General features: G+C 46.7%; 15 protein-coding genes and 1 other RNA gene. 4 read left to right on the top strand and 12 right to left on the bottom strand.

The window, feature by feature from the left end:
- Positions 1–39: 39 nt before the first annotated feature.
- The 7 genes from arsJ to GOU96_RS00175 all read right to left on the bottom strand — a co-directional run bounded on the left by arsJ (position 40) and on the right by GOU96_RS00175 (position 6,716).
- A complete protein-coding gene (arsJ, locus tag GOU96_RS00205) occupies positions 40–1,269 on the bottom strand; it encodes an organoarsenical effux MFS transporter ArsJ (RefSeq protein WP_000952194.1) in 1,230 nt (409 codons plus the stop codon).
- A gap of 44 nt (positions 1,270–1,313) precedes the next feature.
- Positions 1,314–1,811: a cyclin-dependent kinase inhibitor 3 family protein gene (locus GOU96_RS00200; RefSeq protein ID WP_000149592.1), complete on the bottom strand. Its 498-nt coding sequence runs from the start codon at positions 1,809–1,811 to the stop codon at positions 1,314–1,316.
- A 13-nt stretch (positions 1,812–1,824) separates the two neighbouring features.
- The gene (locus GOU96_RS00195) at positions 1,825–2,826 is read right to left on the bottom strand and encodes an ArsJ-associated glyceraldehyde-3-phosphate dehydrogenase (protein ID WP_267780663.1); all 1,002 of its coding nucleotides are present in this window, start codon (positions 2,824–2,826) and stop codon (positions 1,825–1,827) included.
- A 96-nt stretch (positions 2,827–2,922) separates the two neighbouring features.
- Positions 2,923–3,264: a metalloregulator ArsR/SmtB family transcription factor gene (locus tag GOU96_RS00190; RefSeq protein WP_000936745.1), complete on the bottom strand. Its 342-nt coding sequence runs from the start codon at positions 3,262–3,264 to the stop codon at positions 2,923–2,925.
- A gap of 313 nt (positions 3,265–3,577) precedes the next feature.
- An RNA gene (ffs, locus tag GOU96_RS00185) (signal recognition particle sRNA small type) lies at positions 3,578–3,674 on the bottom strand.
- A gap of 130 nt (positions 3,675–3,804) precedes the next feature.
- Positions 3,805–5,826 carry a GGDEF domain-containing protein gene (locus GOU96_RS00180; RefSeq protein WP_001961195.1) on the bottom strand — a complete coding sequence of 674 codons (2,022 nt, stop codon included), beginning with the start codon at positions 5,824–5,826 and terminating at the stop codon, positions 3,805–3,807.
- 146 nt (positions 5,827–5,972) lie between these two features.
- The gene (locus tag GOU96_RS00175) at positions 5,973–6,716 is read right to left on the bottom strand and encodes a hypothetical protein (RefSeq protein WP_267780665.1); all 744 of its coding nucleotides are present in this window, start codon (positions 6,714–6,716) and stop codon (positions 5,973–5,975) included.
- 50 nt (positions 6,717–6,766) lie between these two features.
- Here GOU96_RS00175 and GOU96_RS00170 point away from each other — a divergent pair, with 50 nt between their 5' ends.
- Positions 6,767–7,069 (top strand): DNA base-flipping protein, encoded by a 303-nt coding sequence (locus tag GOU96_RS00170; RefSeq protein ID WP_000371949.1) that lies wholly within the window; start codon positions 6,767–6,769, stop codon positions 7,067–7,069.
- Positions 7,070–7,122: 53 nt separating this feature from the next.
- On the opposite strand, the gene GOU96_RS00165 is transcribed toward GOU96_RS00170, so the two are convergent.
- A complete protein-coding gene (locus GOU96_RS00165; RefSeq protein WP_000756880.1) occupies positions 7,123–7,554 on the bottom strand; it encodes a YbaY family lipoprotein in 432 nt (143 codons plus the stop codon).
- Between the two features lie 150 nt (positions 7,555–7,704).
- Here GOU96_RS00165 and tesB point away from each other — a divergent pair, with 150 nt between their 5' ends.
- Entirely contained in the window at positions 7,705–8,565 is an 861-nt protein-coding gene (gene tesB, locus GOU96_RS00160) for an acyl-CoA thioesterase II (RefSeq protein ID WP_000042747.1), read from the top strand.
- 8 nt (positions 8,566–8,573) lie between these two features.
- Here the strand turns inward: tesB and GOU96_RS00155 are convergent, their stop codons facing one another.
- Positions 8,574–9,029: an Lrp/AsnC family transcriptional regulator gene (locus GOU96_RS00155; protein ID WP_001918409.1), complete on the bottom strand. Its 456-nt coding sequence runs from the start codon at positions 9,027–9,029 to the stop codon at positions 8,574–8,576.
- A 124-nt stretch (positions 9,030–9,153) separates the two neighbouring features.
- Here GOU96_RS00155 and GOU96_RS00150 point away from each other — a divergent pair, with 124 nt between their 5' ends.
- Positions 9,154–10,221: a PLP-dependent cysteine synthase family protein gene (locus GOU96_RS00150; RefSeq protein ID WP_001961193.1), complete on the top strand. Its 1,068-nt coding sequence runs from the start codon at positions 9,154–9,156 to the stop codon at positions 10,219–10,221.
- Positions 10,222–10,345: 124 nt separating this feature from the next.
- Here GOU96_RS00150 and sohB read toward each other — a convergent pair whose 3' ends face one another.
- Positions 10,346–11,407 carry a protease SohB gene (gene sohB / locus GOU96_RS00145; protein ID WP_000394900.1) on the bottom strand — a complete coding sequence of 354 codons (1,062 nt, stop codon included), beginning with the start codon at positions 11,405–11,407 and terminating at the stop codon, positions 10,346–10,348.
- Positions 11,408–11,565: 158 nt separating this feature from the next.
- Between sohB and GOU96_RS00140 the strand changes: the two genes are divergently transcribed.
- Complete coding sequence (locus tag GOU96_RS00140; RefSeq protein WP_001109956.1) at positions 11,566–12,309, top strand: YciK family oxidoreductase; 744 nt, start codon at positions 11,566–11,568, stop codon at positions 12,307–12,309.
- Positions 12,310–12,411: 102 nt separating this feature from the next.
- Here the strand turns inward: GOU96_RS00140 and GOU96_RS00135 are convergent, their stop codons facing one another.
- Entirely contained in the window at positions 12,412–12,795 is a 384-nt protein-coding gene (locus GOU96_RS00135; RefSeq protein ID WP_240308377.1) for a hypothetical protein, read from the bottom strand.
- A gap of 20 nt (positions 12,796–12,815) precedes the next feature.
- On the bottom strand, positions 12,816–13,160 hold the full coding sequence (locus GOU96_RS00130) for a hypothetical protein (protein ID WP_324701940.1): 345 nt from the start codon (positions 13,158–13,160) through the stop codon (positions 12,816–12,818).
- Positions 13,161–13,548 lie beyond the last annotated feature (388 nt).

Below are 13,548 nucleotides of genomic sequence, written 5' to 3'. Positions count from 1 at the left end.
TAGAGGTACATATCGACTACAAAAAATCGACCAAGCTCATTATTTCAAATTCACTTGTGACGTATACGCACGATTCGGCAGCCAAAATGAGATCAGCGTCGTCAGCACTAAAAATCCGAAAGAGACCCACAAACAAGCCGCAAGCCCCCAAAGCTGAAAGACCCAACCGGATAAGAGGGTGCCGATTAAGCGCCCCATCGCATTCGCCATGTAGTAGAAGCCGACATCAAGCGACACGCCATCGTCTTTGGCGTAGCTGACAATCAGGTATGAATGCAGTGAGGAGTTCACCGCAAATACCGCACCAAACAGCATGAGTCCTCCGATGATCACCACTTCTGGGTGCCACTGTATCTGCACACCGTAAGCAATCAGCCCCGTGACCAAGGATAGTGCCAATGCCCAGCCAATAGCGGCTCGCCCTGCTGGTGGATGCTCCGATTTGCTGCCTGTGATTTTCGGCGCGAATCCTTGAATAACGCCGTAGCCAATCACCCAAAGCGCCAGAAAGCCCCCGACAGCACTGTGATCCCAACCAAACACGCTGCCTAAATAGATAGGCAGTGCGATGACAAACCACACATCGCGCGCACCAAACAGAAAGAGCCGTGCCGCCGACAAGATGTTCACACTCGCCGATTTAGAGAAAATATCGGAAAACTTCGGCTTGTTCTTGGCCTTGCCGAGATCGGATTTCAAACTCATTACGCTGCCAATGAAAACCAATACCAACACAGCCGCCATGGCAGCCACTGCGTACTGGAAACCGATCAAAGACAACAACGCGCCGCCCAAGAAAAATCCAGCACCTTTTAAGGCATTCTTTGACCCCGTCAGGATCGCAATCCACTTAAACAACGCGCCTTGTGCATTTTCTGGCACTAGGGTTTTGATGGCGCTTTTGGCACTCATCTTATTGAGATCTTTCGCGATGCCCGACAGGGCTTGCGCGGCCATTACCCAAGGAATGGTCAGCCAGCTTGCTGGCACTGCCAGCATCAAAAGTGCGATGATTTGCAAACCAAGCCCGATGTTCATGGTGCGATTCAGCCCAAGCCGAGCCCCAAGCCACCCGCCAATTAAGTTGGTCACCACACCAAAAAATTCATAGAACAGAAACAGCGAGGCAATCGCTAAGCTGGAATAGCCTAAATCATAGAAATAGAGCACTACCAACATACGCAGCGCCCCATCAGTCAGAGTAAAATTCCAGTAGTTGAACGTCACGAGCATGTACTGACGGACATGGGCATTCAGTTGGGACAACATAAACACTCTCTTAAAAAGAGCCGCTTATGCGGCCCTTGATCGGGTTATGGTTTGACGATTTGATGCACGTACTGCACTTGCACTTCTTTGGTAAATGCACCCGGCCTTAATGCTTGCACCTGAGTAATGATGCTTTCCAGCGGCCAACCTTTTTCCAGCAGCAGATGCGCGGCCAGTAGGCCAGTACGACCCGAACCGCCCATGCAATGCAAAGCGACTTTTTCACCGCGGCTGAGTGCCTGATGCAAAGCCGGTGAGCACTGCTGCCAATCTTGCGCAAAGGCCGCATCCGGCGCGCAATCATCTTCAATCGGCGCATGAAACCACTGTAATCCGGCTTTTTCGACTTCCGCTGGTAGCTCACCGACACCATGCAGCTCCATTTCCTCATGGCTTAGCGCCGTGACTACAGCCGAAACCCCTTGCGCTTTCAGTTGGGCAATACTTTCCGACAGTGGTGTGCCTTTGGTTCCCGGACAAGGTGTGAGCACTAAGCTCGCCTGACTGTCGGCTACCGGTAATTCCCAAGTAGGATGCGTCATTTTTTACTACTCCTTATGCCAAACCGACTTTACGAACCAATTCCGCGGTGCGCGTGGCGTAACCCATTTCGTTGTCATACCAAGCGTAGATTTTCACCATTCGCTTACCAACCACCATAGTAGAGAGCGCATCCACAATCGTTGAACGTTGATCGCCTTGGTAATCAATCGACACCAGTGGACGCTCTTCAAAACCCAGAATACCCTTAAGCTCGTTTTCTGAGGCTTGTTTTAACAGCTGATTGATCTCTTCCACCGTCGTATCACGCTCAACATCAAAAATGATGTCGGTTAACGACGCATTCGCCAACGGTACACGTACAGCGTGTCCATTAATCTTGCCTTTCAGATCCGGGAAAATTTCGATAATCGCTTTAGCAGAGCCGGTGGTTGTGGGGATGAGGCTCATACCGCAAGCACGCGCACGGCGTAAATCTTTATGCGGTGCATCCAAAATGGTTTGCGTATTGGTTAGGTTATGGATGGTAGTAAAAGAGGCTTGCGCGATACCCAGTTTTTCGTGGATCACTTTCACCACTGGAGCAATACAGTTAGTGGTACAAGAAGCGGCAGTAACAATGCGATGTTGCTCAGGATTGAAGATGTGATCGTTCACCCCGACCACGATATTGGCGATCCCCTCTTCTTTGACAGGCGCTGAAACGACGACGCGTTTTACTCCTTGGGCCAAATACTGGTTCAAGAATTCGCCTTTACGATGCTTACCCGTGGCCTCAATCACCACATCACAGCCCGACCAATCCACCGCATCAATCGCTTTTTCTTGTGTTGCGCGAATGCGTTTTCCGTTGATCAGGATCGCATCCGCTTCACTGCTCACGGCATGGTGCCAACGGCCTTGTATCGAATCGAATTCCAAAAGATGTGCCAATGTTGCAGCATCGCCCGCCACATCGTTGATCTGTACAAATTCAATCTCAGGCCAATCAAACGAAGCTCTTAAAGCCAAACGTCCAATACGACCAAATCCATTAATTCCGACTTTAATTGCCATCTTCCTTTTCCTTTAAACTTGTTTTTATCCCTTCCCAACTAAGCAGCCATCTAGGCTACAACGCTAAGCCGTTGAGGGATAACTCAACTTGGTTCTTTACACACAGCACTGAGGACGAGAGGTCATCTCGGCGAGGCGCTGAATATCTTGCTGGTATTCTTGTTTAAGACAGTTGGATTCCACCAACCCTTGGATTTGCTTGCGCATCCATCCCGGCAGTTGATCGGAAATACGATAAAACACCCACTGCCCCTGACGGATATCGACCACCACGCCGCTGGCACGCAGCAACGCCAAATGGCGAGAAATTTTCGGCTGACTCTCATTCAAAGCTTCGGTGAGTTCAGCCACACAAACCTTCTCTTCCCGAGCAATCATCAGTAAGCAGCGCACCCGCGTTTCATCGGCGAGTAATTTGAAAAACTGGTGGGGTAACATAATCAAACTTCAATACATATGGATATACGAATATCTTATTGTAGAAAAAATCGATGTCAATCAGTGTTTGATGTATTGGATAAAAATAAATCAACGATGACTGCAACATCTGTCATCAAAAATTAATAAAACCATGAATAAACAATGAGGTAAGAAAAATTGTGCTTGGAAAAAAATCGTTAAGGCTAGAAAAATGAGTAGAACCGAGGGTAGGAAATAGCAATAGCTGAGGCTAGTTCAACTTATCCCTTGAACAAGGAAGCTCACAGAATTATTGGGGAAGAATTGGATTTTTAGAACGTCAGATGGGCGGAGGCCCCAGCCACATCCCGGCACACACATCATCCGCTGTGGCTGCTCCCTTCCGGATCTGACCAGGTTCACGAACTAGTGTTGCGGGAGGACCAGGGCCCCCATCGATTTGAGTTTGGATTGCTCTAAAGCGGGTGCGATTATTAAACATCGACTTAGGCAATGCAAGCGATAATCCTGATTTCCCCCCACATTGCTCATCAACCGAACAGCATTTCACCAGTTTGATTAGACGATGTGTAATCCTTTTACCTTGCTGGCAGCCTGAAATGGCGATTGCGTCGATTCCGCCTTGGCGCGATACATCGCAATATCCGCTTGATGCATCACCTCATTGAGTGATTCGGTCCGCTCACGATTCTTAGCAATACCAATCGCCACACTCACTTCAAAACTGACATCGCGCTCTGCATCCACAAACATAAAACGTTCACATTGCGCAACCACATGTTCAAGCCGCTTAGCAGAACATTCACCGATTAAAATAAATTCATCCCCACCAATCCGATAGCTGCGCCCACGCCATACCGTTTCGATGCGCTGAGCCAACTGCTTAAGGACTTTGTCACCCACTTCATGTCCATACTGATCGTTGATCGATTTAAACGTATTCACGTCAAGATAAACCAAGCTTAGGCGAGGCGATAACCCGCGGCGGTATCGGTTATACAAAGCGCGACGATTGCGCAACTTAGTAAGGTTATCGGTATGTGATATGCCATGGAGGTAAAACGCCACCATAAACAAAACGATGAAAGCCATGGCAAAAAGCCATTGAGTACTGCGCTGATATTTCTTTTCCGCAAGTAATGTGGCTCGCCAATTTGGCTGATAATCATAGGTATGTATGATCTGTTCGGTATTGAGCATTTTAATTGCCCGAGAGAAAAGAGGTGCCAGAGTTGCACCAAGTGGATTTTTAGCAAAACCTATCGCAATGTCATATTGGTAGAAACTGCCAATCATGGTGTCTTCTACAATCGGTAACATCTCCGTTGACTCGCGAAGCAAGAGATTAAAATTGGCTCGATTGAGCACTATGTAGTCCACCTCTTTATTCAGTAAGGCTTGAACTTTCTCTTCCTGACTTGCGTAGCTGAACAAGATCTTGTTCGGCAGCATCTGCTGTAACAGCTCTTCAAAAAAATCGTCTTTGATGACGCCAATACGTTCAGCCACCAACTCAGACACATTGCTATACACATCGTCTTTATAGTGCTCACGTTTGACCAAAATCGCTTGTGGGTGGTAGTAGCTTTCACTGAAGTAAGCGAGGTTTTTACGCTGCTGAGAAACCGTGACAGGAGCTAAAATATCGATGCTTTTATCCTGCAAATCATCAAACATGCTCTCCCATGTTTCTTGACCATTACTGACCAATTCGCATTTCAGCAGTAGCATCTCACAGGCCTGAAACACAACATCAGCACTTATCCCACGAACCGAACCGTCTGGCTGATAAAGTGCATATTGCGGGTTGTTCTCTAGCTTAACACGCAATACACGCTGCACGTTGAGTCCGCTCTCAACCACGGCTTGACGCAGAGCTTGTTTACGGATGTCCAATTGATACTTTTGGATCGATTCACGCAATAAACGTTGTACGTGAGCCGAATGCGCGTATTTTTCAATCTTCCCCAATAGCGTTGAGTGTTTGCCTTTAGGCGTCACAATAGAAACAGGCTGAATCGGTAATTGGTCGTTAAGGAGTTGTACATCAAGCCCTTTCAGTAGCATAGGTTTGAGCTGATTGATCGCATCAACCACTCCGTCTACTCGGCCACTTTCCAGCAAAGTGAGCGCTTCTAAATGCCCTTCATACTCAACTTGCTGGATATAGGGATAGTGTTCTTTTAGTAGGGTCCCGTAGATGGTTCCTTTCGGGATACCCACGAGGCGCAACTCGGGTAAACGTAGGCCACCATAACTGTAGAGATAGGTGTACTCGATGTTGGTTGGTCTTGAAAAATCAAAACGTTGAGCACGCAAATCAGTGTAAGTAATGTTGGCAGCAAAATCGGCATTGCCAGTCTCTATCGCCACCAGAATATCGTTAAAACTGGGGTAGTTGACGTATTCAATTTCAAGGTTGAAGTGGTGAGCAATCGAATCAAAAAGCACACGAGTCACCACGTCATCCGCTTCGGTGGCGACCTTATACGTCGTAGATGTTGCGGCTAAACTGCTGGTGGAAATCAATAGCCAACCTAGCCAAAGTAAGACTCGGCGTGAAAAAGCGTTAAGTAGCATAGACGTTGAATAATGGTATGTTGTATTTTTTGCTGCGCATTTTATCGTAAATACCCCCACCCCACTATCAACTTTAGGTAATAAATTTCATAGAGCCACCGATGCTTTATTAGGCTCTCATCTGGCTATTTGATGCACTCAATGGACTATTCGTGCGCTTCCTCTGTGCTTTTCAATACATAGTCTGTGGTCCAAGCTGTTACCAAAATGCAGATCCATACCACAAAGACCGGATTCGGCACTTCTGTCGCGGGAGAAACGACTAACGCAGCAAAACTGACACAAGGTAGGCTCCATCCCAACAAGCTTCCCCAGTTTAAGGAAGGGGTTGTTTTGGGGATCAGGTTTTCGCACGCAGCAATAATTCCGGTGATCAGTAACGCTAGGGTAACCGCATAAAATTGCTCGGCCACCCAGAGCGGAATCACTAAAGCCAATGCCCACCAACTGTGAGCATGATTTGGTTTCCAACCTCGAGCTGCCCACCAGATCAACATCACCATAACTATCTGCACCACAGTCACCATAGGTGAGCCTTCCAGTTTGCCCGCCGATTGCGTTACCATGATGCCCACTTGCAAAGTGAGTACAATCAAAGCACTGACTAAGATCACTCCCCAGTTACTACGTGGAGAAAACGCCACCATCAACAGCGGAATAAGCACCCACTGACTTATAGACAACGCCACCGGCTGGAGTGGTAAGGTAAGGCCAAAGATCCCCATCGCGAGCAACATGACAACGCTGGAAAATCCTGATTTAGGTAATAGCCAGAGAGCAGGGATCAAAAATGCGATGATCGGAATATCGCCCTCACTCAAACCTGCCACATACGCAGCAACAATGGAAAACAGAATCGCGATGAGAAATTGTAAGGCAGACAGTATCATGCCAACTCCCTATACCTATCCTTGGTAAACTTGTTTCGGGCACTTGAATTATGGACCAGTTTTTACAACAGATCTTTGTCGTGATTCACCAAATTCCGGTTGGTCGGGTTTCGACTTACGGCGCTATCGCCAAAATGGCCGGTTATCCGGGCTATGCACGCCATGTGGGCAAAGCGCTGGGTCATTTACCTGAGGGGAGTCAGTTACCTTGGTTTCGAGTCATTAACAGCCAAGGCAAAATTTCACTGCAAGGGGAAGATTTTGTGCGCCAGCGGCAATTATTGTTAGCCGAAGGGATAGAGGTGAGTGACACCGGGAAAATATCGCTACGTAAATATCAATGGCAGCCGTAATGGCTGCCATTGTGCAATCAGAAAAGCTTAACGCAATAACGCCTTATCGCGAGTTATTCGCCATGCACACCAATCAGCATCATAGGTACGTGTTTAGTCGCTTCAGGATCGGTGATCACACCGTAATGAGTATCCGTGATGAAACGTAGCTTACCATCGACTTCGATACGCGCACTCACACTGTAACGGTGACTCGCTTTGATCTTGCGGCTGTCATACGCTAGGTTGAACTCAAGTGGTACTTGCATACCATTAGTGATGAAGTTCTGTTTTGCGATAACCGTCGCTGGCGCATCAGCCAAGGAAACGTCTTGTAGGTAAACTGTCACCACCGCATTATCCGGCAACGCAATGCGCTCACGGTATGCCACACTCCCCGTAATCGATTGGATTTTATCTTGTGTCTTGTTGGATTCATTCATTTGGCAGCCTACGAGTACAGAACCAAACAGGATAGAGATAACAATAAGTAGAACCTTTTTCATAGCGCCTCACTACACAACTGGGAAACATCACATTAGGAAACCAGCAAATTATATGCCACCACGGTATTTGTGTCATTGGACAGCAGGATTATTGACAAATGTCTGACTAACATCACAAAATCATCAAACTACAAAAGAGGGTCCTAAGTCATGAGTAAACCGTTAGACGAATTATTAAGTCTGCTGCAATTGGAGAAACTGGAAGAGGGGCTGTATCGCGGTGCCAGCGAAAATTTGGGGCTTCCTCAAGTCTATGGCGGACAAGTGATTGGCCAAGCCTTGTCGGCAGCTCGCTACACGGTCGAGTCAGATCGCACTGTGCACTCTTTCCATAGCTATTTTCTTTACCCTGGCGATCCAGAAAAACCGATTATTTACGATGTAGAAAATCTTCGTGATGGCAAAAGCTTCAGCACTCGCCGTGTTAAAGCGATCCAAAATGGTCGGCCAATTTTTTATCTGACTGCGTCCTATCATGGTGATGCACCGGGATTTGAGCACCAAAAAACCATGCCTGTGGTTCCGGGGCCTGAGAACTTTGCTTCCGAATCCGAACTCGCGGCGCAGATTGCGCATTTCTTACCAGAAAAACTGCAAAAAGCGTTTTGTGGTGAAAAACCGATTGAGATGCGTCCCGTTACTGTCATCAACCCCTTGAAACCAGAAAAAGCGGAGCCTAAGCAGTATTTGTGGATCCGAGCCAATGGCGATATGCCCGATGACCAGCTCATCCATCAGTATTTGCTTGGCTACGCGTCTGACTGGGGCTTCTTAGTGACCGCCTTGCATCCACACGGTGTTTCTCTGATGACACCAAAATTCCAAGTGGCAACCATTGACCACTCTATCTGGTTCCACCGTCCGTTTAAGATGGATGACTGGCTACTGTTTGCCATCGAAAGTCCTACGGCGAGCAATACACGCGGTTTAGTGCGTGGTGAGATTTATGATCGCCAAGGCAATTTGGTCGCAACAGCCGTCCAAGAAGGCGTGATGCGCTTTTTAAGCTGAACTCACCCTTAGAGCGGCAACTGAGTCGTGTATTTAAGTGACTCCATCGCAAAGGTGGAGGTCACTTTGTTCAACCCTTCGATACTATTGACCAGTTTTTTATAGAATCGGTCAAAACACGGCATATCTTTGACCTGCACCTTCATCATGTAATCGTATTCTCCCGCCATGCGATAAAACTCCATTACTTCGGGAAACTCTTCCACGGCAGTCACAAAGCGGCAGTACCATTCATGGGAGTGGTTATTGGTCGTCACCATGACAAAGGCCGTGAAAGAGAGGTCAAGGGCTTGCGCATCAAGCAGTGCGACTCGCTCGCGAATCACGCCACCTTCTTCCATTTTTTTCAAACGCTTCCAGCAAGGCGTTGTGGTTAAATTGACCGCTTCGGCTAATTCATTGAGTGACACGGTGCAGTCTTGTTGCAAAATGGCCAAGATTTGCCGATCAACTTTGTCGAGCAACATACAAATTGCCTTTTTTAGAGAAAATTTTTCTACAAAACTACAAAAGCATAGGCAAAATGGCAAAGTTTTTCTCTCCAAGCCTAGCTAAACTGATTCGGTAACCTAAGGGAGAAACTGGATTATGTGTACCGACCATCAGTGGATTAACAGTGCAATTCGTAAAATTGAAGCAGACTATCAACGCTCCGCCGACACCCATCTGATTAAACTCGATCTACCTTGTGTCTCTGGCGTCGATATCTATCTGAAAGATGAAAGTACCCACCCCACCGGTTCTCTCAAACACCGTCTCGCCCGTTCACTGTTTTTATATGGACTGTGTAATGGCTGGATTGGCCCAGAAACTACCATTATTGAATCCTCATCTGGCAGTACTGCCGTATCGGAAGCTTACTTTGCTCGCTTGCTTGGCCTACCCTTTATTGCCGTGATGCCAAAGTGCACCGCGCGTAAAAAAATCGAACAGATCCAGTTCTATGGGGGCAAGGCGCATCTTGTAGATCGCTCCGATCAAATTTACGCAGAATCTCATCGTCTCGCGAAAGAGCTGAAAGGCCACTACATGGATCAGTTTACTTACGCTGAACGAGCAACCGACTGGCGTGGTAACAGCAACATCGCTGACAGTATTTTTAGCCAGATGCAGATGGAACAACACCCCGTTCCAAGCTGGATTGTGATGAGCCCGGGGACGGGAGGCACCTCAGCCACTATCGGCCGCTTTATTCGCTACCAACAATACAACACCAAACTGTGTGTGGTTGACCCGGAAAACTCGGTTTTTTATGACTACTACCGCACGCGAAATGCCGAGCTAACCCGTGACTGCGGCAGCAAAATTGAAGGCATTGGCCGTCCAAGAGTCGAGCCCAGTTTTATTCCTGATGTGGTGGATGAAATGCGTGCGATCCCTGATGCCGCGAGTGTAGCGACCATTTACTGGTTGGAGAAAATTCTTGGCCGTAAAGCAGGCGCCTCCACCGGCACTAACCTGTATGGCGCGCTGCAACTCGCCTGCGAAATGAAGCGCCGCGGTGAGCAAGGTTCCATTGTCACGCTCTTGTGCGATAGCGGTGAACGCTACCTTGATACCTATTACAACCCTGAGTGGGTTAAAAACAACATTGGCGATTTAAGCAACTACCTGCACAAGCTGGAAACATTCTCCGCGACAGGCTGTTTGGATTAAGTGCTTACTCCATGCAAACCATCCCAGCGCAAAAAGCGATGATTTAGGGATGACCATGAAAAAACGCGCTTAGCAAACTAAGCGCGTTTTTTCATTACGGCAACGAACAGTAAACCAATCAACCTTAAACCAAGGGACGTTGGCCTCGACTGATCAGTTTCAGCAACACATTGTCGGCGGCATCACCGGCCACTCCGGCCAGTTTATCGGCCAGCTTTTTCTTTTGCGTATAACGCAGCAGAAGTACGGTTTTGCTCTTGCACGCGGCAACAATCAAATCATCGGACGTTTGAATCTCATCGACTAACCCCAGTGCTTTGGCCTGCGTGCCAAACCAGTGTTCACCAGTCGCGACTTTATCGAGATCCAACGCGGGTCGATGCTCACGGATAAAGTCTTTGAACAGTTGATGTGTTTCTTCCAGCTCTTGCTTGAACTTTTCACGCGCTTTATCGGTGTTTTCACCAAACATGGTTAAGGTGCGCTTGTATTCGCCCGCCGTGAGCTGTTCAAACTCGATATCGTTCTTTTTCAGCAGTTTATGGAAGTTTGGTAACTGAGCCACCACACCGATAGACCCGACAATCGCAAATGGCGCACTGACGATTTTATCAGCGATGCAGGCCATCATATAACCGCCGCTAGCCGCAACTTTATCTACCGCAATGGTCAGCGGTAAGCCAGCTGCTTTAAGGCGATCCAGTTGTGATGATGCCAAACCATAACCATGCACCATGCCGCCACCAGTTTCCAAACGCAGCAGCACCTCATCACCCGCTTGTGCCACCGCCAAGATCGCGCTCACCTCTTCACGCAGTGAAGCGACTTCTTTCGCATCAATACTGCCGTGAAAATCAAGCACAAACAGATGCGGATCGCGTTTGCTTTCCAATTCGCCTTCTTTCGCCGCTTGCTTAAGCGACTTTTCACGACTTTTCTGCTCAGCTTTTTCTTTCTTCTTATCCGCTTTATCGCGCGCTTTTAAAAACGCTTCGTCATGCAGATAAGCCTCTAAACGCTCAACCGTCTCTTTATGCTGTTCGGTCAGATCGGTGATTTCCAACTCCCCTTTGGCACCACCACTGCGTCCGCCCAATGATTTTACTATCACTAGTACTGCGACCAATGCGACTACCACAGTCACAATCTTGGCCAAAAACAGGCCGTAATCTAACAAAAACTCCAAGTGACTCATCCTTCTTGAATACGAATTGGTGTATTGTAACCACCTTGTCACGAAGACTTAAAGCAAATCCTCTTCCAACTCGACTAACCTTGGATTTTTGACACGCCTCAGCCAGAGTTTGCCAGCAGGAAGAGCTAAAAAATAATAAGGAATAAGACGTGAATTATTCAGTCTCAACAGACGCTTTGAAAGAGAAAGTGATTTTAGTCACCGGAGCGGGTGATGGTATTGGTAAGCAAGCGGCGATCAGTTTCGCGGCGCACGGCGCGACCGTGATTTTACTTGGCCGTACCGTGAAAAAGCTCGAACAAACCTATGATGCTATTGAAGCAGCGGGTTATCCGACACCGGCGATTGTTCCTTTAGATATGAAAGGCGCAACCAAACAAAATTATCTGGATATGGTCGATACCATAGAAGATCAATTTGGCCGTTTGGATGGCGTATTACACAATGCCAGCTTGCTTGGCGTACTTAGCCCCTTCGATCAAATTGGCGAAGACAGCTTCGATGAAGTGATGCAAGTGAACGTGAAAGCACAGTTCCTTATGACTCAAGCGCTGCTACCGCTGCTGCACAAATCAGCCGATGCTCGAATTGTGTTTACCACGTCCACCGTAGGTCATATTGGCCGTGCTTTCTGGGCGACTTACGCGATTTCTAAGTTTGCGACTGAAGGTATGATGCAAATTCTGGCCGATGAATTGAGTGAAAGCACCATTCGAGTCAATGCGATTAACCCGGGCGGCACTCGCACCGCGATGCGCGCGAAAGCCTACCCAGCAGAGGATGCAGACAAGTTAAAAACACCGCTCGATATTATGCCGCTCTATCTGTACTTGATGGCTCCAGAAGGCCGTGAAGTGCACGGTCAATGTATTGATGCCCAGCCAAAGAAATAACGCGGTTTAGTTTTGGCTTTCACACAAAGACCAACGCCTTGCAAATAGCAAGGCGTTTAAGCTTTTATAAAAAACCAATCGATATTTCAAATACAGCTAAGATTATCTGTGACAGCCACCACAACCGCTACTACCGCTGCTGCTACCGCTATGACTACCAGAATTGCTAGAAAATGGAGATGGAGTAATCATTGGCGGTTTATTATTATTAGGAAATGGTCTAGGTAGAATAGTTGGTGGCTTAGATGGTATATTTCCTGTTACATCAATTGATGTTAATGGCGGACGAGGCTTACCTGCATTACTATTTATATTCTGAGTTATAGCAGCAGAAACCGCTGGACCAACAATTGGTGCAAGTGGCCCGCTAGCTACACCTACTGCAGTACCAAGTATACTTCCAATGACAACTGGAGCAACCTGAACATCATCACCTCCAGCAGCGGAGGTACCTGCCGCTGCACTCAGATTCTGTACAACTGCCAAACCTATATCCTTTAGTGGTTTTAAAGAACGTTTAGTCCGTTGTATCGGAGCATCATATATATATATATAACACCATTAACTTCTACTAAGTAAGAGTTTTGAAATGATGTCATCCTAAAAACTTTAGGCACCTCTAATATTTCACCTGGATATAAAATTTCAAAAACTGTTTTATCAAAATTAGAAACTTCTACAACTCCCAAACTATCTTCAGCACCATACATATAAATTGATTGATATTTAGTTTCAAGACAATACTCAACGCCACTCGAAAGAAAATAGATATGGTTAGGTATAGCATCTAAGCACACTGATGCATTTGACGATAACGGAAATAAACACAAAAACAACAATAGCCTTGACATTTATAAGAATCCAAATAAAAATAAGAATAGTTATTATTAATAATAATGGAATATATAATGTCAACATATAGAATCATCCAATACTTATTCGCCACTATAATGTCGTTTATCACAAGCTATCTGATAACTTTGTTATTTAAACATCAGAATTATTGGGGAATGGAAGAGCATGCTTCAACTATACATGCAGCTATAAATAGTTTAATTGCGATCATAGCAATAAGAACTATTGCTTATTTTGACAATAAAGAAGATAGTAAATGAAGGCTTAATAGTGATTGTTTACGACGATAAATAACCGCTTTGCTACGTAAAAATAATTCACTTATCCATTTACTCCCCAAGCGATGATAATCCACTAAAGCCTATCACTTGGTAGATATATTAA

This window comes from Vibrio sp. R-1 (assembly GCF_035615595.1).
Taxonomy (GTDB): domain Bacteria; phylum Pseudomonadota; class Gammaproteobacteria; order Enterobacterales; family Vibrionaceae; genus Vibrio; species Vibrio cholerae.
This window is presented reverse-complemented; position numbering and strand designations above follow the sequence as displayed.

What these genes read in the sequence shown, in the direction of transcription:
- arsJ (WP_000952194.1), bottom strand. Translation starts at nt 1,269, where the DNA reads ATGTTGTCCCAACTGAATGCCCATGTCCGTCAGTACATGCTCGTGACG.
- GOU96_RS00200 (WP_000149592.1), bottom strand. Translation starts at nt 1,811, where the DNA reads ATGACGCATCCTACTTGGGAATTACCGGTAGCCGACAGTCAGGCGAGC.
- GOU96_RS00195 (WP_267780663.1), bottom strand. Translation starts at nt 2,826, where the DNA reads ATGGCAATTAAAGTCGGAATTAATGGATTTGGTCGTATTGGACGTTTG.
- GOU96_RS00190 (WP_000936745.1), bottom strand. Translation starts at nt 3,264, where the DNA reads ATGTTACCCCACCAGTTTTTCAAATTACTCGCCGATGAAACGCGGGTG.
- GOU96_RS00180 (WP_001961195.1), bottom strand. Translation starts at nt 5,826, where the DNA reads ATGCTACTTAACGCTTTTTCACGCCGAGTCTTACTTTGGCTAGGTTGG.
- GOU96_RS00175 (WP_267780665.1), bottom strand. Translation starts at nt 6,716, where the DNA reads ATGATACTGTCTGCCTTACAATTTCTCATCGCGATTCTGTTTTCCATT.
- GOU96_RS00170 (WP_000371949.1), top strand. Translation starts at nt 6,767, where the DNA reads ATGGACCAGTTTTTACAACAGATCTTTGTCGTGATTCACCAAATTCCG.
- GOU96_RS00165 (WP_000756880.1), bottom strand. Translation starts at nt 7,554, where the DNA reads ATGAAAAAGGTTCTACTTATTGTTATCTCTATCCTGTTTGGTTCTGTA.
- tesB (WP_000042747.1), top strand. Translation starts at nt 7,705, where the DNA reads ATGAGTAAACCGTTAGACGAATTATTAAGTCTGCTGCAATTGGAGAAA.
- GOU96_RS00150 (WP_001961193.1), top strand. Translation starts at nt 9,154, where the DNA reads ATGTGTACCGACCATCAGTGGATTAACAGTGCAATTCGTAAAATTGAA.
- GOU96_RS00130 (WP_324701940.1), bottom strand. Translation starts at nt 13,160, where the DNA reads ATGTCAAGGCTATTGTTGTTTTTGTGTTTATTTCCGTTATCGTCAAAT.